The sequence below is a fragment of the Variovorax sp. Root434 genome (genome assembly GCF_001426595.1).
Classification (GTDB): Bacteria; Pseudomonadota; Gammaproteobacteria; order Burkholderiales; family Burkholderiaceae_C; genus Variovorax.
Genome location: NZ_LMEK01000012.1, coordinates 1,140,627 through 1,159,698, shown reverse-complemented (window position 1 = coordinate 1,159,698; position 19,072 = coordinate 1,140,627). Strand labels below are relative to the sequence as shown.

The window sequence follows — 19,072 nt, the reverse complement described above, 5'->3', positions numbered from 1 at the left end:
TAGGGAATCCGGTCGCAGTGCCTGCCGTATCAGGCGCCCGCCCATCTCCACCCAATGGCAACCAACTTCCTGACCCAGATCTTCGGCAGTCGCAACGACCGGCTCCTCAAGCAGTATCGCAAGACGGTGGAACGCATCAATGCGCTCGAACCCGAGTTCGAGAAGCTCAGCGACGATGCGCTGCGCGCCAAGACACAGGAGTTCAAGGACCGCATCGCCAAGGGCGAAACGCTCGACGACCTGCTGCCGGAAGCCTTCGCCACTGTGCGCGAAGGCTCCAAGCGCGTCATGAAGATGCGCCATTTCGACGTCCAGCTGCTCGGCGGCATGGCGCTGCACAACGGCAAGATCTCCGAAATGCGCACCGGCGAAGGCAAGACGCTGACCGCCACGCTGCCGGTGTACCTGAATGCGCTGTCGGGCCAGGGCGTGCACGTGGTCACGGTGAACGACTACCTGGCCAACCGCGACGCGACCTGGATGGGCCGCCTCTACAACTTCCTCGGCCTCTCTGTGGGCATCAACCTGCCGCAGATGCCGCGCGAGGAAAAGCAGGCCGCCTACAGCAGCGACATCACCTACGGCACGAACAACGAATACGGCTTCGACTACCTGCGCGACAACATGGTCTACGAGCCCGGCGACCGGGTCCAGCGCGGGCTGAACTACGCGATCGTCGACGAAGTGGACTCGATCCTGATCGACGAGGCCCGCACGCCGCTGATCATCAGCGGCCAGGCCGAAGACCACACCGACCTCTACCTGGCCATCAACAAGGTGGTGCCGCTGCTCACCAAGCAGGAAGGCGAAGCCGATCCGCGCACGGGCGAGGGCGTCACGGTGCCCGGCGACTTCACGGTCGACGAGAAGACGCACCAGGTGTTCCTGACCGAAGACGGCCACGAGAACGCCGAGCGCATCCTGGGCGAACTCAAGCTGATTCCCGAGGGCGCGTCGCTCTACGACCCGGCCAACATCACGCTGATGCATCACCTGAATGCGGCGCTGCGTGCACGCCACCTGTACCACCGCGACCAGCACTACGTGGTGCAGCAGGGCGAGGTGGTCATCGTCGACGAATTCACCGGCCGCCTGATGACGGGCCGTCGCTGGAGCGACGGCCTGCACCAGGCCGTGGAAGCCAAGGAAGGCGTGGAGATCCAGGCCGAGAACCAGACGCTGGCTTCCATTACCTTCCAGAACTACTTCCGTCTGTACGGCAAGCTCGCCGGCATGACCGGCACGGCCGATACCGAAGCCTACGAGTTCCAGGAAATCTACGGTCTGGAGACCATGATCATTCCGCCGAACCGCATCAGCAAGCGCGACGACCAGCTCGACCGCGTCTACAAGACGACGCGCGAGAAGTACGAGGCGGCCATCCAGGACATCCGCGAGTGCTACGAGCGCGGCCAGCCGGTGCTGGTGGGTACCTCGTCCATCGAGAACTCGGAAATCATCGACGGCCTGCTCACGCAGGTGGGCCTGCCGCACCAGGTGCTGAATGCCAAGCAGCATGCGCGCGAAGCCGACATCGTGGCGCAGGCCGGCCGCACGAAGATGATCACCATCGCGACCAACATGGCCGGCCGCGGCACCGACATCGTGCTGGGCGGCAACATCGAGAAGATGATCGAGGCCATCGAGGCCGACGAAGGCCGCGATGAAGCCGCCAAGCAGGCCGACATCGCGCACGTGCGTACCGAGTGGACCAAGGACCACGAGTTCGTCAAGTCGCTCGGTGGCCTGCGCATCATCGCGACCGAACGCCATGAATCGCGCCGCATCGACAACCAGCTGCGCGGCCGTTCGGGCCGCCAGGGCGACCCGGGCTCCTCGCGCTTCTACCTGAGCCTGGACGATCCGCTGATGCGCATCTTCGCGGGCGACCGCGTGAAGGCGATCATGGACCGCCTTAAGATGCCCGACGGCGAAGCCATCGAGGCCGGCATCGTCACGCGCAGCATCGAGAGCGCGCAGCGCAAGGTCGAGGCGCGCAACTTCGACATCCGCAAGCAGCTGCTCGAATACGACGACGTGTCGAACGACCAGCGCAAGGTGATCTACCAGCAGCGCAACGACATCCTCGACGCGGGCGACCTCACGGCTCAGATCGCGGCGCTGCGCGAAGGCTGCTTCACCGACCTCGTGCGCCAGTACGTGCCCAGCGAATCGGTCGAAGAGCAGTGGGACCTGGACGGGCTCGAGAAGAGCCTGTTCAACGAGTGGGGCATCGACATGCCGCTCAAGAAGGAAGTCGAAGCCTCGGACGCCATCGCCGACGAGGACATCGTCGAGAAGGTGCTCAAGAATGCCAACGAAACCTTCGACGCCAAGGTCGCATTGATCGGCCAGGAGAACTTCACCCAGTTCGAGCGCATGGTGCTGTTGCAGAGCATCGACACCCACTGGCGCGAACACCTGGCCTCGCTCGACTACCTGCGCCAGGGCATCCACCTGCGCGGCTATGCGCAGAAGCAGCCCAAGCAGGAGTACAAGCGCGAAGCCTTCGAGCTCTTCGGCCAGCTGCTCGACTCGGTGAAGAACGAAGTCACGCGCCAGCTGATGACGGTGCGCGTGCAGTCGGGCGAGCAGCTCGAGGAAGCCGCGGAAGCGATGGAAAGCCGCGGCGAGAACGTCTCGAACATCACCTACTCGGCACCGACCGAGACGGGCGAAGTCGAGGTCCGCGTCGACGAGGAAAACCAGCGCCGCATCGCGGCTGCCGGCCTGGGCGCGCTCAGCGCGGAGGCCGCGGCTTTCGCGCGCGTCGGCCGCAACGATCCGTGTCCCTGCGGCAGTGGCAAGAAGTACAAGCAGTGCCACGGCAAGCTCAGCTGACCCCGCAACCCATTCGTTAGAGAAATCGCCATGCCAGTGAACCTTTCCGCTCCCGATCCTGCCGCCTTGTTCGCGGTGCCCGGCGTTCGCATCGGCGTGGCCGAAGCGGGCGTGCGAAAAGCCAACCGCAAGGACCTGACGGTCGTGCTGATCGACGAAGGCTCGGCGGTCGGCGGGGTGTTCACCCAGAACCGTTTCTGCGCCGCGCCGGTGCAGGTCTGCCGCGACCACCTGGCCGCGAACTACGGCATCCGCGCGATGGTGATCAACACCGGCAATGCGAACGCCGGCACGGGCGAAGACGGCCTGATGCGCACGCGTTCCACCTGCATTGCGCTCGCGCGCAAGCTGGAGATCGCGCCCGAGCAGATCCTGCCGTTTTCCACCGGCGTGATCATGGAGCCGCTGCCGGTCGATCGCATCGAGGCGGGCCTGCCTGCTGCACTGGCCGATGCCGATGCGAACCACTGGGCGCGCGCGGCCGAGGGCATCATGACCACCGACACGATCCCCAAGGCCTTCAGCCAGCGGGTGCAGATCGGCGATGCCACGGTCACCATCACCGGCATCAGCAAGGGCGCCGGCATGATCCGCCCGAACATGGCGACGATGCTGGGCTTCATGGCGACCGACGCGAAGATCGATCCCTCGCTGATCCAGCCGCTGGCCAAGCTGCTGGCCGACGCCTCGTTCAACCGCGTGACCATCGACGGCGACACCTCGACCAACGACTCGTTCGTGGTCATCGCCACGCAGAAGGCGGCGCACGCCCCCATCACCTCGCTCGACTCGGCCGATGGCCAGGCGTTGGTGGCCGCGATGCAGAACGTGGCGCGCCAGCTGGCGCAAGCCATCGTGCGCGACGGCGAGGGCGCGACCAAGTTCATCACCATCCAGGTCGAGGGCGGCCGCGATGCTGCCGAGTGCAAGCAGGTGGCGTATGCCGTGGCGCATTCGCCGCTGGTCAAGACGGCCTTCTATGCCAGCGACCCGAACCTGGGCCGCATCCTCGCGGCCGTCGGCTATGCGGGCATTGCGGACCTCGACCAGACCGGCATCGACCTGTTCCTCGACGACGTGCACGTGGCGGTCAAGGGCGGGCGCAACCCGTCGTATCGCGAGGAAGACGGCCAGCGCGTGATGAAGCAGAGCGAGATCACGGTGCGCATCGGCCTGGGCCGCGGCAACGCCAGCGAGACGGTGTGGACCTGCGACTTCAGCCACGAATACGTGACGATCAACGCCGACTACAGATCCTGATGACCCCCACGCTCCGCACTTCGTGTCGTCGCTGCCCCTCGAGGGGGCGCTCTACGCCCTTCGGGCGGCCGGGCGGGCGCAGATGAACGAGCAGTTCCAGAAGCTGCTCGAGCGCGCCGAGCAGCTGATCGGCCGCATCGAGTCGATCCTGCCGCAGCCGCTGTCGGCCCCCGCCGACTGGAACGCGTCGATCGCCTGGCGCTACCGCCGCCGCAGCTCGGGCCATGGCGTGCTCGAGCCCGTGAAGCATGTGGCCGCGATGGCGCTCGATTCCCTGAAGGAAATCGACGTCCAGAAGGAAAAGATCGAGCGCAACACCCGCCAGTTCGTCGAAGGCAAGCCGGCCAACAACGTGCTGCTGACCGGCGCGCGTGGCACGGGCAAGTCCTCGCTGATCCGCGCCTGCCTGCAGGCCTACGCGCCGCAGGGCCTGCGCCTGATCGAGGTCGACAAGGCCGAGCTGACCGACCTGCCCGACATCGTCGAGGTGGTCTCGCAGCGGCCCGAAAAGTTCATCGTGTTCAGCGACGACCTGAGTTTCGACGAGGGCGAGCCGGGCTACAAGGCGCTCAAGTCGATCCTCGACGGCTCGATTGCGGCCTCGACGCCCAACGTGCTGATCTACGCGACCAGCAACCGGCGCCACCTGCTGCCCGAGTACATGAAGGACAACCTCTCGTACACCCACACCGAGGATGGCGAGGTGCATCCGGGCGAAGTGATCGAGGAAAAGATCTCCTTGTCGGAGCGCTTCGGCCTCTGGGTGAGTTTCTATCCCTTCAGCCAGAACGAATACCTGGCGATCGTCGCGCAGTGGCTCTCGTCGTTCGGCGTGGACAAGGCGGCCATCGAGGCTGCGCGGCCCGAGGCGCTGGTCTGGGCGCTGGAGCGCGGCTCGCGCAGCGGCCGCGTGGCCTACCAGTTCGCGCGCGACTACGCAGGCCGGAGCAACGCGTGACCGAAGCGCGCAAGCACACCGAGGTCGCGGTCGGCGTGCTGATCCGCCTGTCCGACGACGCACTGCTGCTCTCGACCCGGCCCGAAGGCAAGGCCTATGCGGGCTACTGGGAGTTTCCCGGCGGCAAGATCGAGGCGGGCGAGACGGTCGAACAGGCATTGCGGCGCGAGCTGCATGAAGAACTCGGCATCACCATCGACGGCGCCGAAGTCTGGAAGGTCACGGAGCACGACTACCCGCATGCGCTGGTGCGCCTGCACTGGTGCAAGGTCACGGCTTGGAGCGGCGAGTTCGAGATGCGCGAGGGCCAGCAGATGGCCTGGCAACAGCTGCCGCTGGAGGTGGCGCCGGTGCTGCCGGGTGCCTTCCCGGTGCTGCAGTGGCTGTGCGAAGAGCGTGGCCTGCCGTTCGTGGCGCCGCCGGTTGTCGCGCCGGCTTCCTGATTGATGCACCCCAAGTACCGTCCGGACATCGACGGGCTGCGCGCAATCGCGGTGGGCTCCGTGCTGGTCTATCACGCCTTTCCGAAGGCGCTGATGGGCGGTTTCGTCGGGGTCGACATCTTCTTCGTGATCTCGGGTTTCCTGATCACGACCATCATTCTCCAGAGCCTCGCGGCGGGCGACTTCACGTACCGCGACTTCTACGAGCGGCGCATCCGGCGGATCTTTCCGGCACTGATCGTGGTGCTGCTGGCGACGCTGCTTGCCGGCTGGTACCTGCTGCTGTCCGACGAGTTCGCCGAGTTGGGCAAGCAGACCGTGGGCGGCACGGCGTTCGTCGCCAACCTGGTGTTCTGGGGTGAAGCGGGCTATTTCGACACGGCCGCTGAAACCAAGCCGCTGCTGCACCTGTGGTCGCTGGGCATCGAGGAGCAGTTCTACATCTTCTGGCCGCTGCTGCTCGGGTTCGCATGGCGCAAGCGCTGGCCGATCGTGCGCGTGGTGCTGGCGGTGGCGGCGGTCTCGTTCGTGGTGAACGTGGCGACGGTGCATCCGCTGCCGGCGGCGTCGTTCTACTCGCCGGCCTCCCGTTTCTGGGAGCTGATGGTCGGCGGCATCCTGGCCTGCATGCGGCTGAAGCCGCCGGCGCCGAGCGCATGGCGCAGCCATGTGCAGTCGGTGCTGGGCGTCGGGTTGATCGTGCTCGGCCTGGTGATGATCCGCAGCAACAAGGCGTTCCCCGGCTGGTGGGCGCTGTTGCCCACGCTGGGCGCGGTGAGCTGCATCGCCGCGGGGCCGGCCGGGGTGCTGAACAGGTACCTGCTGTCGAACCGGGTGATGGTGTGGGTCGGGCTCATCAGCTACCCGCTGTACCTGTGGCACTGGCCGCTGCTGGCGTTCGTGCGCATCGTGGAGGCCGATCCGCTGCATCCGGTGCCGGCCTACCGCGCCGCCGCGATGGTGGCGAGCGTGCTGCTGGCCTGGGCGACATACCGCTTCGTGGAGCGCTTCGCGAGGAATCGTCCGGGTGCAGGCACGCTGAAGGCGCTGGGTGCCGGCATGGTCCTGGTGGCCGTGGCGGGCGCCGCGATCTTCCTGGGCGTGCCCGAGCCGCGCAACAGCAGCCCCAAGCTGCAGACGGTGGCCAACGCCACGCTGGACGCCGATTACTACGGGGGCTTCAAGCTCGACCAGATCGGCGAGCAACTGATCTACAAGGTCGGTGGCGGGCCCAAGCGGGTGCTGTTCCTGGGCGACAGCCACGTGCAGCAGTACGCGCCGCGCGTGATGGAGCTGGCGCGCACGCTGTCGATGGAAGGCAAGTCGGCCTGGTTCGCGACCCAGGGCGCCTGCCCGGCGGTGCCCGGTGTGCATGCGGACAAGAACATCGGCTGCGCCGAGCGGCGCGACGCGATGCTGGCCTATGCGCTGGGCCCCGAGGTCGACTCGGTGGTGATCGGCGGCTGCTGGAACTGCTACTTCATCGGCCAGGGCGCCACCGATTACTACTTCCGCGACAGCAGCAACAAGGTCCACCCGTTCCAGAACGGCGACGGCATCGAGCGTTCGCTGGCCTCGATGGAGTTCACGCTGCGCGAGCTGGCGCGCCACAAGAAGGTCTACCTGCTGCTCGACAACCCTGCCGGCGCGGAGTTCTCGCCGAAGCGGCTGATCGAGGGCAGCCGCCTGACGCACATGGAGGTCATGACCTCGACGCCGACGGCGCCGCTGCCGGCCGACCAGAAACAGCTCAATGACCGGCTGCGCGCGATCGCGGCCGCGAGCGGGGCCGAAGCCATCGACGCGATGGCGGTGCTGTGCAAGGACGATCAGTGCCTGCGCACGATGCCCGACGGTTCGCCCGCCTACAAGGACGCCGACCACCTGCGCCCGCGCTACACCCGGGAAGAGGCGAGCTACTTCGACCGCACGGTGCGCACCGCGCCCGCCGCCCAGCAGCCGTCGCGCTGAGCGGGCCTTCGCCAACCATGCATCCCAAGTACCGCCCCGACATCGACGGCCTGCGCGCCATCGCGGTGGGTTCGGTGCTGGCGTACCACGCCTTTCCGAGCCTGCTGCCGGGCGGCTTCATCGGGGTCGACATCTTCTTCGTGATCTCGGGCTTCCTGATCACGACCATTCTTCTGCAGAGCCTGGCCGCGGGCGATTTCAGCTACCGCGACTTCTATGCGCGGCGCATCCGGCGCATCTTTCCGGCGCTGGTGCTCGTGCTGCTCGCGACGCTGGCTTTCGGCTGGTACGTGCTGCTGCCGGGCGAGTTCTCGCAGCTCGGCAAGCAGACCACCGGCGGGGCCGCCTTCTTTGCCAACCTTGTCTTTCTGGGCGAGGCCGGGTACTTCGACGCCACGGCCGAGACCAAGCCGCTGCTGCACCTGTGGTCGCTGGGCATCGAGGAGCAGTTCTACATCTTCTGGCCGCTGCTGCTGGGGCTGGCCTGGCGCAGGCGCTGGCCGATGCTGCGCGTGACGCTGGCGGTGGCGGTGATCTCGTTCCTCGTCAACGTGCTGACCGTGCAGCCGCACCGCGCGGCGGCGTTCTATTCGCCGCTGTCGCGTGCGTGGGAGCTGATGGCCGGCGGCCTGCTGGCGGCGATGCGGCTGCAGGCCGCCAGCAATGGTTCGGCGCAGCCGCGTCCGTGGACGAAGCATGTGCAGTCCGTCGTCGGCATGGGCCTGATCGTGCTCGGCCTCTTCATGACGCGCAGCACCAAGGCGTTTCCGGGCTGGTGGGCGCTGCTGCCTGTGCTGGGTGCGGTGAGCTGCATCGCCGCCGGCCCCAACGGCGTGCTCAACCGGTACTTGCTGTCGAACCGCGTCATGGTGTGGATCGGGCTGATCAGCTATCCGCTGTACCTCTGGCACTGGCCGCTGCTTTCGTATGCGCGCATCGTGGCGGGCGGGGAGCCGCCGCTGCAGGTGCGCATCGTGCTGGTGGTGGCGGCGGTGGTGCTGGCCTGGGCCACTTATCGTTTCCTGGAGCGCTTCGTCAAGCTTCATCTCTCGCAGAGCATGCTGCGCGGACTGGCGGGCAGCGGCGCGGCGCTGGCGCTGGCCGGCGCGCTGGTCTTCCTGGGTACGCCTCCTCCGCGCAACGACAGCCGGGCCCTGCAGGCCGTGGCCGACGCGACGCGCGAAGACAACTACTACGGCGGCTTCGAGGAGACCGCGCTGGGCGGACAGTTCGTCTACCGCACCGGCAGCGGCAGGCACAACGTGCTGCTGATCGGCGACAGTCACGTCGAGCAATACGCACCGCGCGCGCTCGAGCTGGTGCGCACGCAGCCCGGCAAGGCCCGCACGGTGTACTTCGCGACCAAGGGCTCGTGCCCGCCCGTGCCCGGCCTGTTCAGCAGCGCTGACACGGGGTGCGAGGAGCGGCGCCAGGCCGTGCTCGACCTGGCGCTCAAGCCGGACATCGATTCGGTGGTGATCGGGGGCTGCTGGAGCTGCTACTTCACCGGCGCCGGGCCCACGGTGAACTACTTCCTGGACGACAGGAAGGCCGTGCACCCGTTCCTCAACGGGGACGGCATCGAGCTGTCGATGAAGTCGCTGGGCGAGGTGCTGAAGCGCCTGTCGGCGCACAAGACGGTCTACCTCGTGCTCGGCAATCCGGTCGGGATGGATTTCGATCCGCTCAAGCAGATCCAGGGCAGCCGGCTCGGGGGCATGACGGCTGCAGGCGGACAGCTCAAGGCCCCGATGCCGCAAGACCAGGCCGTGCTCAACGCGCGGCTGAAGCAGGTGGCCGAGGCCAACGGCGCGCGGGTCATCGAGCCTTTTGCGAGCCTGTGCGCCGATGGCCAGTGCATCCGCAGCATGCCCGACGACGGTTCGCCGGCCTACAAGGACATCGGCCACCTCCGGCCCAGGTACGCACGCAGCTTCGCGACGTACATTGACCCTGCATTGCTCGACGAGGACGCCGGCGGCAAGTAGCCCTGCGGTCGCCTACTGGATCTTCGGGTCGCCGAAAGGCTCGTCGTCCGGCGGCGCTTCGGCCGGCATGCGGAATTCTTCGCTGGCCCAGGCGCCCAGGTCGACGCCCTTGCAGCGTGCGCTGCAGAAGGGCCTGTAAGTGTTGCTCGGCGCGTAGATGCTGTCGCCGCCGCACGTGGGGCAGCGGACGATCCGCTCGCCCTTGCTGTTCAACCGCGTTGTCATGCGCAGAGGGTCAGCTCGAAGGGCGCGTCGTCCGAGCTTTGGTGAAGGCGGTCGTCCGCGTCGTGGCGCATGAGGCGCACCGAGACCATGAGGCGGTTGCCGCTGATTTCAGGGATCAGGCCCAGCTTGGGATCGATGCGCAGGCGCAGCAGCTGGAAGCTGCGGCCCTGCGGCAAGTTCTGCTGGAACTGGCCGTTGCTGGCGATCACCTTGTAGGGCACGTCGGCATCGCGCAGCAGCTTGAGCAGCAGATAGATCGACGAGGCCAGCGGCGAGAGCGTGTTCGACCAGCGTTCGAGATCGGCGCGGCGGCTGGCGGCGGGGCGGTGCTGCCAGGCGTAGTAGGCGGGCAGGTCGAACTCGCAGGTGCCGCCCGGAATGCCGGCGCGGCTGCGGATGCTCATGAGCCACTCGTTCTCCGTCAGCGCCTGGCCGGCCTTGCCGGCCACGCTGTTGAGGGCGGTGAAGTTGCCTTCGAGCTGGCCGACGACCTGGTCGAGCACGGCCTCGGCGATGGCCGGATTGCCCCGATAGCTGTTGAAGACGTTCTTGTGCTTGTCGAGGTCGCGCAGCACGTCGGCCTTGAGGTCGGCGCGCGCGGCGACGTCCATGATCTCGAAGATCGTGACCAAGGCGTAGTGATGGGACAGCGGCGATTCAGCGGGCACCAGTTCGCCGAGGCGGCGAAACAGGTGCTCCAGCCGCAGGTACGTGCGGATGCGCTCGTTGAAGGGGTACTCGTAGAGGATCACGCGTTTCGTTTTTTCACGTCGGGTTCGGGCTCATTGCGATCTGGCCGCCGGTGCGGGCAACACCTCGCGCACAGCCTCCAGCATACGCTGGCCGAAAAGAATGTAACCCCGGGTCGAAACGTGGGTCTCGTTGGCGGGGAAAAGATCCTTCACCTTGAATCGGTTCTGCTCGGCCAGCGCAAACAGGTCCGGCCCGATATTTTGCGGGTTGAATGCGGCGCGGAATGCATCGGCATGGTTTTGTTGCAAATACACGGTGGTCTTGTTGGGCACGACCATCCACACCACCTTGTAGGGGGCGGCGGTGCGCTCGAAGCGCTTCATGAATTGCGCGGACTCGGCCGTGAGCGCCGCGTTGACGCGGTCTTCGGCGGTCATCAGCAGTTTGTCGCAGGCGCGGTGGCTGAACTGCTTGCAGCCATCGGGCACCACGCGCGCGTCGATCAGCGGACCCCAGCGCTCGGGCGTGTTGGTCCAGCTGTCGGAGGCCAGGATCTCCTTGGTGTTGTGGTACGTGAACCAGCCGCTGAGCAGTTGGGCGTCCCAGTTGAGCTGGAAGCCGGGCGCGGGCCTGGCCGGGTTCTCGAACGGCGGCGGCGTCGGCTTGAAGGCGTGCTTCATCGTCTTGCAGCTCTCGGACTTCTCGATGCGGTCCTGCAGCAGGCGCTCGATGCTCTCGACGATCACGACCTTGCCCTTGAAGCCCGACTTCTCGAGCCAGCCCGGGAAGTCGTCGCACAGCTTGCCGTCGAGGTTGTCCCAGTGGGTGGTCGTCATCTTGTAGCCCGCGCCCACGAGAGACGCCTGCCAGGCGTAGCGAACGGAGAAGCTGTCGCCGATCACCAGGATGTCGGATTCGTTGATGGGCCAGGTCTTGACGTCGGCGTCGGGAATCGGCGGCGGTGGCACCTGCCAGCCGAATTCGCGCTCCGAGATGCGCCCGATGCGGGTCAGGTCGCCGTAGGGAACGGGGGTGAAGAGGCTTGCGACCAGCAGCGCGCAGCACACCAGGTAGCCCGCGGCGAAGATGCGAAGCCAGGTCCTGGCCGATTTCGTGTCTTCCATCTCAGCTCTCCACTGCACTCCGAATGGTCTCCAGCGCATGAACCGGGCGTGCTCCATTCGCGGGACGCCGTGGAACCGGCTTTGCCGGGCCACCGGCGTCGCCCCCGGCGAGGGGGTAGGAGAAGCGACACGAAGTGCGCGAAGCCTGGGGGAGATTCATTTCAGAACTGGAAATAGAGGAAGGGGCTGTAGCTGCCGAACTTCGACACGCACAGGCCAAAAAGATAGATGCAGCCCAGCCCCGTGACCCAGGTGGCCAGTCGCTGCAGGCGGGGGCGTCCGGCCAGGCCCGCGACGTTGGGAATCCAGCGGTCGAGCGTGATGGTGGGCGGCAGCGCCAGGCAGATCACCAGCCCGGCGAAGACGGTCTGGAAGAACTCGGGCTTGCGGAACGGCACACGGAATTCGCTGAAGGCCGACACGGGCGCGCCGTGCAGGCCCAGCATGCCCTTGTAGATCTCGACGGCGGCCGCCATGCTGTCGGCCCGGAACACCACCCAGGCGATCATCACGCACAGGAAGGTGATGAACCACCCGGCCACGCGGCCGTACCACGTGGTCTTGGTGTTTCCACGGCGCACCTTGGCGTTCCAGAAGTGGTTGACCATCAGGTACGCGCCGTGCAGTGCACCCCAGATGACGAAGGTCCAGGCCGCGCCGTGCCACAGGCCGCCCAGCAGCATCGTGAGAAAGAGATTGATGTAGCGCCGCGCCGGGCCCTTGCGGTTGCCGCCGAGCGGCACGTAGAGGTAGTCGCGCAGGAAAGTCGAAAGCGAGATGTGCCAGCGCCGCCAGAACTCGATCATGTTGGTCGACTTGTAGGGCGACCTGAAGTTGAGCGGCAGCTGCACGCCCACGCACAGCGACAGGCCCACCGCCATGTCGGAGTAGCCCGAGAAGTCGAAATAGATCTGCAGCGTGTAGGCCAGCACACCGAACCAGGCCGTGTACAGCGAGGGCATCACGCCTTCGTGCACGCCCTTGAACATCATGTCGGCGTACTGTCCCAGCGGGTCGGCGATCAGCATCTTCTTGGCCAGGCCGAAGACGAAGATGCCCAGTCCGAGCGCCACGTTGTTCGCGTTGAACCGGTAGGTGGCCGGATTGTTGAACTGCGGCATCATCTGCGCGTGATGCAGCACCGGGCCCGCGATCAGGTGCGGGAAGTAGGTCACGAACAGCGCGTAGTGGATGAAGCTGCGCTCGTGCACCTTGCCCTGCCAGCAGTCGACCAGGAAGGCGATCTGCGTGAAGGTGTAGAACGAAATGCCGATCGGCAGCACGATGTGCACCAGATCGATCTGCGAGAAGCCCGCGGCCGCCAGCCCGGCATCGACGTTTTCCAGGAAGAAGTTGGCGTACTTGAAGACAGCCAGCACCCCGAGGTTGACCACCAGCGCGATGATCAGCAAGGCCTTGCGATGCTTGTCCTCGCGGCCCGGGGAAGGCGTCAGCCGCAGCCCGAACCAGTAGTTGATGCAGATCGACCCCAGCAGGAGGGGCAGTGCCTTGACGCTCCACCACCCGTAGAAGAACAGTGACGCCAGTGCCAGGAAACCCGCCGCCGACCGGGGGCTGCGCGTACCGATCAGGAAGAAGCCGATCAGGACCAGCGGGAAGAAAACGAAGATGAAGGGATACGAATTGAAAAGCATCGTGAGGGGCGCTGAGGCGTGCGCCGTTTGACGTGGTCGTCGTGTAGCCGTCGCGGCGTCAACGCCAAATTATCGCGTGCCTGCCCGAACCCACCGTTCCCAGAGACCCTGAACCTGCTGGCCGAGTTCCTCCAGCGTCAGGGACTCGTTGAAAATGACCGCATCGGCGGCGGCCCGGCGCGCCGGGCGCGTGGCCTGCTGGGCAATTACCGCCTTGACCGCTTCGGGTGCCCAGCCCGAGCGTGCCACGACGCGTTTCAGCTGCGTTTCCTCGGTGGCGTCGACCACCAGCACCCGGTCGACGAGGGTGCGCCAGCGGCCGGATTCGACGAGCAGGGGAACATCGAACACAACGACCGCGTCTTCGCCGGCCGCCGCGGCCAGGCGCTGGGTTTCGGCGCCGATCAAGGGGTGGAGGATGGATTCGAGGCGGGCCTTGGCACCTGCATCCGCGAACACGATCTGCCGCATGGCGGCCCTGTCCAGGCCGCCGTCGGGGGCGATGATTCCGGCCCCGAAAGCGGCTTCGAGGGCCGGCATGGCGATGCCGCCCGGGAGCGTGATGGCCCGCGCGATGGCGTCGGTGTCCACCAGCACCGCCCCCTGGGCCACCAGCAGCCCCGCGACGGTACTCTTGCCGCTGCCGATGCCGCCCGTCAGGCCGATGCGCCGCACCATGCGGTGTGTCAATGGATCAGTGCGCCGAGGGGAAAGGCGAACGGAATCCATTGCCTCACGATTTCGGGGCCCGCCACGAGGCAGACGAGGCCCGCGCCGGCCAGGAAGGGGCCGAAGGCGATGGGAATGTCCTTGTGCGCCAGTTTGCCGGCGACGCGCAGCGTCACGCCGATCACCGCGCCCACCAGCGAAGAGACGAGGATGATCGCGATGAGATAGTCGGCGCCGAGCCAGGCGCCCAGCGCGGCAAGCAATTTGAAGTCTCCATAGCCCATGCCTTCCTTACCCGTGACCAGGCGAAAGCCATGGTACACAAGCCAGAGGCTCAGGTAGCCGAACACGGCACCCCAGACGGCAGAGCTCAGCGGCACGCCGGTCCAGCCCATGGCTGCACCGACCAGGCCGAGCCAGAGCAGGGGGTAGTTGAGCGAGTCGGGCAGGAACTGGGTGTCGAAATCGATCAGGAACTGGCAGATCAGCAGGGCGCCGAATGCGGCCCAGAGCACCCCGGCCGGCGTGATGCCGAAACGCCAGGCGCAGAGCGCGAACAGCGCGCCCGTGACCAGCTCGACCAGCGGGTAGCGAGGACTGATCGAAGTCTTGCAAGACGCGCAACGCCCGCGCAGCACGAGATAGCTCAGCACGGGGATGTTCTCGTACCAGCGGATCTTGTGCCCGCAGTTTCCGCAGCGCGATGCGGGACGGGTCAGGTCGAAAGGGGGCTGCGCTTCGAGGACCGCGGCGGCCTTGTCGGCAGCCGCTTCCAGCCCCGCGGGAGGCGACACCTTCGGACCGAAGGCCAGCGACCACAGCGAGGGCGCATCCTTCGACGGCATGAGGTTGGCAACGGCATCGGCGAGCCAGTCGCGATACATCATCACCGGCGTGCGGTAGATGACGACGTTCATGAAACTGCCGATCAATAGCCCCAGCACACCGGCGAACGCGGTGTCGAACTCCCTCGAAACGAGCATCAGACGACCTGGCCGAGCTTGAAGATGGGCAGGTACATCGACACCACGATGCCGCCGATGATGGTGCCGAGGAACACGATGATGATGGGTTCCATCAGGCTCGAGAGGCCCGCGACCATGTCGTCCACTTCGGATTCGTAGAAGTCGGCGGCCTTGCCCAGCATGTGGTCGATGGAGCCCGACTCCTCGCCGATGGCGGTCATCTGGATCACCATCGACGGGAACAGGTTGGCGTTGGTCATGGCCGAGGTCAGGCTGGTGCCCGTGGAAACCTCCTGCTGGATCTTCGCCGTGGCGTCGCCATAGACGCTGTTGCCCGAGGCGCCGCCCACCGAGTCGAGGGCTTCGACGAGGGGGACGCCTGCCGCGAACATGGTGGCCAGCGTACGGGTCCAGCGGGCCACACAGGATTTCTCGATCAAGGTGCCGAAGATCGGAATGCGCAGCAGCAGGCGGTCCATGACCTTCTGCACGCGCTCGTTGCGCTTCCACGCCTGCATGAAGAAGTAGAGGCCGCCGCCGATGCCGCCGAAGATCAGCCACCAGTACGAGACGAAGAATTCGCTCATGGCCATCACGAACAGTGTTGGTGCAGGTAGGTCGGCCCCGAACGAAGTGAACACCTGCTTGAACGCAGGAATCACGAAGATCATGATGATCGCGACCACCACGAAGGCCACGACCACCACCGAGGTCGGGTACATCAACGCCGACTTGATCTTGGATTTGATCGCCTCGGTCTTCTCCATGTACGTGGCAAGGCGGTCCAGCAGGTCTTCCAGAATACCGGCCGCTTCGCCGGCCTCCACCAGGTTGCAGTAGAGATTGTCGAAATACTTCGGGAACTTGCGGAAGGCGGCCGACAGCGAGGTGCCGGTTTCCACGTCGCTGCGGATGTCGTTGAGGAGCTTGGCCACGCTCGCGTTCGCATTGCCGCGCCCGACGATGTCGAAGGACTGCATCAAGGGCACGCCGGCCTTCATCATGGTCGCCAGCTGGCGCGTGAAGATGGCGATGTCCTTGGGCTTGATCGCCTTGCCGGAGCGCATGCGGCGCTTCTTGATCTTGGAGGCGAGCACGCCCTGGCGGCGCAGTGCGGCCTGTACCTGGTTTTCGCCGGCGGCCCGAAGTTCGCCGCGCACCGCCTTGCCGTTGCGGTCCTTGCCTTCCCATTCGAAGACAAATTCCTTGTGCGTGGGCTGGGAGCGGGTGGATGCCACTGTTGCCATTCGATCTCCGGTTCTCAGTGTGTGTTCGTTATTCGTTGGTGCAGGCCACCACTTCTTCCAGCGAAGTGAGACCTTGCATGACTTTTCGCAGACCCGACTGGCGCAGCGAACGCACGCCTTCTTTTTCGGACTGCTGAGCGATGTCGAGCGCGCTACCGTCGCGCAGGATGATTTCCTGGATGGCTTCCGAGATCGGCATCACCTGGTAGATGCCCACGCGGCCCTTGTAGCCGCCGTTGCAGGCGGAGCAGCCGACGGGGCGGTAGGGCTTCCAGGTGCCGTCCAGATCTTCTTCCCTGAACCCTGCGTCGAGCAGCGTTTCGCGCGGAACGTCGGCCGGCATGCGGCAGAGGGTGCACAGCCGCCGGGTCAGGCGCTGTGCGGTGATCAGGATCACGCTCGATGCGATGTTGAACGGCGCGATACCCATGTTGCGCATCCGCGTGAGCGTCGTCGGCGCGTCGTTGGTGTGCAGCGTGGAGAGCACCAGGTGGCCCGTTTGCGCCGCCTTGATCGAGATGTCGGCGGTTTCGAGGTCGCGAATTTCGCCGACCATGATGATGTCCGGATCCTGCCGCAGGAAGGCGCGCAGCGCGGCCGCGAAGGTCAGGCCCGCCCGTTCGTTGACGTTGACCTGGTTGACCCCGGGCAGGTTGATTTCCGACGGATCTTCCGCCGTCGCGATGTTGACGCCCGGCTGGTTCAGCAGGTTCAGGCAGGTGTAGAGCGACACCGTCTTGCCGGAGCCCGTGGGGCCGGTCACCAGGACCATGCCGTAGGGCCGGCCGATGGCGTGAAGGAGCCGTGCCTTTTCGTCTGCGTCGTAGCCCAGAGCGTCGATGCCCAGGCGCGCGCTGCTGGGGTCAAGGACACGAATGACGATCTTCTCGCCGAACAGCGTGGGCAAGGTGCTCACGCGGAAGTCGATGACGCGATCGGGCCCGATCTTGAGCTTCATGCGGCCGTCCTGCGGCACGCGCTTTTCCGAGATGTCGAGCCGAGAGATGACCTTGATGCGCGAGGCCAGCTTGTCCTTGATGACGGTGGGCGGGCTGGCGATTTCGCGCAGCTCGCCGTCGATCCGGAACCGCACGCGGTACTGGTGCTCGTAGGGCTCGAAATGGATGTCCGATGCGCGCATGCCGATCGCGTCGAGCAGCATCTTGTGGAGAAAACGCACGACCGGTGCGTCTTCGACTTCGGCGACCGCCTGCTCGTTGCTGTCGCCCGAGGTGTCGGCCGTGACGTCATCGAACTCGAACTCGCTGCCGACGATGTTGTTGATCGTTTCCGCTGCACTGACGGCGGCGGCTTCGATCATTCGCGACAGCTTGTCGTATTCCGCGATGACCCAGTCGACGCCCATCTGGGAAGCGAACTTGATCTTCTCTGCCGCCTGTTGGTCCGAGGGGTCGGCTGTTGCAACAATCAGACGGTTGTTGCGCTTGCTGAGGACGACGATGCGGTACGCGTGGCACAGCTTCGGGTCGAGCAGGTCCTTGGGCAGGCGCTGGGGATCGATTGCGTCGAGGTCGAGCAGCGGGGCGCCGAAGGCGGTGGAAAGGGTGTGGGCGAGATCGGCGGCCGAGACGGCGCCAGAGCCGGTCAGCTCCGCGATGAAGCTGGTGCGGCCGCTCAGGGACTTCTGGTAGATGTCCTCGGCCGCCCTGGCAGGAAGCTTGCCTGCCGACACCAGGGCGCGAGCAAGCCCGGGGAGGGCAATCTGCGAGGTTTCTTTAACTGGAAGTTCGGCTGCGGCCATTCAACGAATGAAAAAGATGTGAAAAAATGCTTCACGATCATCGCTGAACAGGCCTTTGCTGTAAATCGCTACACAGCAACAGGCATGGCCATTTATTTATGCCAGCCAATGGCTGGTCGGGGTGAGAGGATTCGAACCTCCGGCCTCTACGTCCCGAACGTAGCGCTCTACCAGGCTAAGCTACACCCCGATGGTTGCAAGAAAAAAGAAATCGTCCTAGATGCCAACTCAGGTGAGGTGTTCAGGCACGTCGCTCAAGCAACTGAGCCGCCAATTGTAGCAAACCTGAAGCGTGCAAATTGGACGGGAGGTCCTTCAATGCATGAATTGCTCGCTGTGCTTCGGCGGCGGCGGCGGCGCGCGAGGCAGCAAGGGCGCCGGTTTCGCGCACGATCTCGACGACCTTGCCCAGCTGGGTGGTGTCGCCCGCTTCGATGGCGGCGCGCACCAGTTCGCTCTGCGCCGGGGTTCCGTGCTGCATCGCGAAGATGAGCGGCAGTGTGGTCTTGCCTTCGCGCAGGTCGTCGCCGACGTTCTTTCCTGTCTCGTTGGCATCGCCCGCGTAGTCCAGTACGTCGTCGATCACCTGGAAGGCGGTGCCGAGCGCCTGTCCGTAGGTGGCGCAGGCTTCCTCCACTTCGGGGGTGGCGCCCGCCAGCACGGCCGCCAGGCGGGTGCTGGCTTCAAACAGCTTCGCGGTCTTGGAGCGGATCACGCGCAGATAGGCGGCCTCGTCCAGCGATGCGTCGTGCATGTTCATCAGCTGAAGCACCTCGCCCTCGGCGATCACATTGGTTGCTTCGGCCAGGATCTGCATGACGCGCATGTTGTTGGCATCCAACATCATCTGGAACGCGCGCGAATAGAGAAAGTCGCCGACCAGCACGCTGGCCGGGTTGCCGAACGATTCGTTGGCAGTCGCCCGGCCGCGCCGGAGGGTCGATTCATCGACCACGTCGTCGTGCAGCAGGGTGGCTGTGTGAATGAACTCCACGACAGCCGCCAGATTGAAGCGCTGCTCGCCCGTATAGCCCAGGGCGCCCGACATCAGCAGCAGGAGCGCCGGCCGCAGGCGCTTGCCGCCAGCCGAGATGATGTATTTGGAAACCTGGCTGACCAGCGGCACGCCCGTGTCGAGGCGGCGGGCGATCACACGGTCGACTTCGACCATGTCGCCGGCAATCAGGTCCAGCACGGTGGCGGTGGGGGAGGTGTCGGCGGCGGGAACTGGCAAAGCGGAGGCGCGGAGCGCTGCGGAGGATGAGGGCGAC

Annotated in this window: 15 protein-coding genes and 1 tRNA gene; 6 read left to right on the top strand and 10 right to left on the bottom strand. The window is 65.7% G+C overall.

Going from position 1 to position 19,072, the window contains the following annotated elements:
• Window positions 1-54 precede the first annotated feature (54 nt).
• From secA to ASD05_RS15900, 6 genes are all read left to right on the top strand, one after another.
• A complete protein-coding gene (gene secA, locus ASD05_RS15925) occupies window positions 55-2,841 on the top strand; it encodes a preprotein translocase subunit SecA (RefSeq protein WP_056594074.1) in 2,787 nt (928 codons plus the stop codon).
• Between the two features lie 30 nt (window positions 2,842-2,871).
• Window positions 2,872-4,101, top strand: coding sequence for a bifunctional glutamate N-acetyltransferase/amino-acid acetyltransferase ArgJ (gene argJ / locus ASD05_RS15920; protein ID WP_056594072.1), 1,230 nt, complete (start codon window positions 2,872-2,874; stop codon window positions 4,099-4,101).
• An 82-nt stretch (window positions 4,102-4,183) separates the two neighbouring features.
• Entirely contained in the window at window positions 4,184-5,059 is an 876-nt protein-coding gene (locus tag ASD05_RS15915; protein ID WP_056594070.1) for an ATP-binding protein, read from the top strand.
• Window positions 5,056-5,502: an NUDIX domain-containing protein gene (locus ASD05_RS15910; protein ID WP_007833225.1), complete on the top strand. Its 447-nt coding sequence runs from the start codon at window positions 5,056-5,058 to the stop codon at window positions 5,500-5,502. The genes ASD05_RS15915 and ASD05_RS15910 overlap by 4 nt, the downstream gene beginning before the upstream one ends.
• A gap of 3 nt (window positions 5,503-5,505) precedes the next feature.
• The gene (locus tag ASD05_RS15905) at window positions 5,506-7,473 is read left to right on the top strand and encodes an acyltransferase family protein (RefSeq protein WP_082572084.1); all 1,968 of its coding nucleotides are present in this window, start codon (window positions 5,506-5,508) and stop codon (window positions 7,471-7,473) included.
• Between the two features lie 17 nt (window positions 7,474-7,490).
• A complete protein-coding gene (locus ASD05_RS15900; protein WP_056594063.1) occupies window positions 7,491-9,461 on the top strand; it encodes an acyltransferase family protein in 1,971 nt (656 codons plus the stop codon).
• A 12-nt stretch (window positions 9,462-9,473) separates the two neighbouring features.
• Here ASD05_RS15900 and ASD05_RS15895 read toward each other — a convergent pair whose 3' ends face one another.
• The 10 genes from ASD05_RS15895 to ASD05_RS15850 form a co-directional block, all read right to left on the bottom strand.
• A complete protein-coding gene (locus tag ASD05_RS15895) occupies window positions 9,474-9,686 on the bottom strand; it encodes a DNA gyrase inhibitor YacG (RefSeq protein WP_056594061.1) in 213 nt (70 codons plus the stop codon).
• Window positions 9,683-10,438, bottom strand: a complete 756-nt coding sequence (zapD, locus tag ASD05_RS15890) for a cell division protein ZapD (protein ID WP_056512709.1) — start codon at window positions 10,436-10,438, stop codon at window positions 9,683-9,685. The genes ASD05_RS15895 and zapD overlap by 4 nt, the downstream gene beginning before the upstream one ends.
• A 30-nt stretch (window positions 10,439-10,468) precedes the next feature.
• Window positions 10,469-11,503, bottom strand: a complete 1,035-nt coding sequence (locus ASD05_RS15885; protein WP_056594058.1) for a hypothetical protein — start codon at window positions 11,501-11,503, stop codon at window positions 10,469-10,471.
• Between the two features lie 161 nt (window positions 11,504-11,664).
• The gene (locus ASD05_RS15880; RefSeq protein WP_056594054.1) at window positions 11,665-13,158 is read right to left on the bottom strand and encodes an MBOAT family O-acyltransferase; all 1,494 of its coding nucleotides are present in this window, start codon (window positions 13,156-13,158) and stop codon (window positions 11,665-11,667) included.
• A 69-nt stretch (window positions 13,159-13,227) separates the two neighbouring features.
• On the bottom strand, window positions 13,228-13,836 hold the full coding sequence (gene coaE / locus ASD05_RS15875; RefSeq protein WP_056594051.1) for a dephospho-CoA kinase: 609 nt from the start codon (window positions 13,834-13,836) through the stop codon (window positions 13,228-13,230).
• A gap of 8 nt (window positions 13,837-13,844) precedes the next feature.
• On the bottom strand, window positions 13,845-14,810 hold the full coding sequence (locus tag ASD05_RS15870) for a prepilin peptidase (protein ID WP_056594048.1): 966 nt from the start codon (window positions 14,808-14,810) through the stop codon (window positions 13,845-13,847).
• The gene (locus ASD05_RS15865) at window positions 14,810-16,039 is read right to left on the bottom strand and encodes a type II secretion system F family protein (RefSeq protein WP_007833240.1); all 1,230 of its coding nucleotides are present in this window, start codon (window positions 16,037-16,039) and stop codon (window positions 14,810-14,812) included. The genes ASD05_RS15870 and ASD05_RS15865 overlap by 1 nt, the downstream gene beginning before the upstream one ends.
• A 28-nt stretch (window positions 16,040-16,067) precedes the next feature.
• A complete protein-coding gene (gene pilB, locus ASD05_RS15860) occupies window positions 16,068-17,801 on the bottom strand; it encodes a type IV-A pilus assembly ATPase PilB (RefSeq protein WP_056594045.1) in 1,734 nt (577 codons plus the stop codon).
• A gap of 113 nt (window positions 17,802-17,914) precedes the next feature.
• Window positions 17,915-17,991: transfer RNA gene (locus ASD05_RS15855), tRNA-Pro, on the bottom strand.
• Window positions 17,992-18,042: 51 nt separating this feature from the next.
• A complete protein-coding gene (locus ASD05_RS15850; protein ID WP_056594043.1) occupies window positions 18,043-19,035 on the bottom strand; it encodes a polyprenyl synthetase family protein in 993 nt (330 codons plus the stop codon).
• Between the last annotated feature and the right edge of the window lie 37 nt (window positions 19,036-19,072).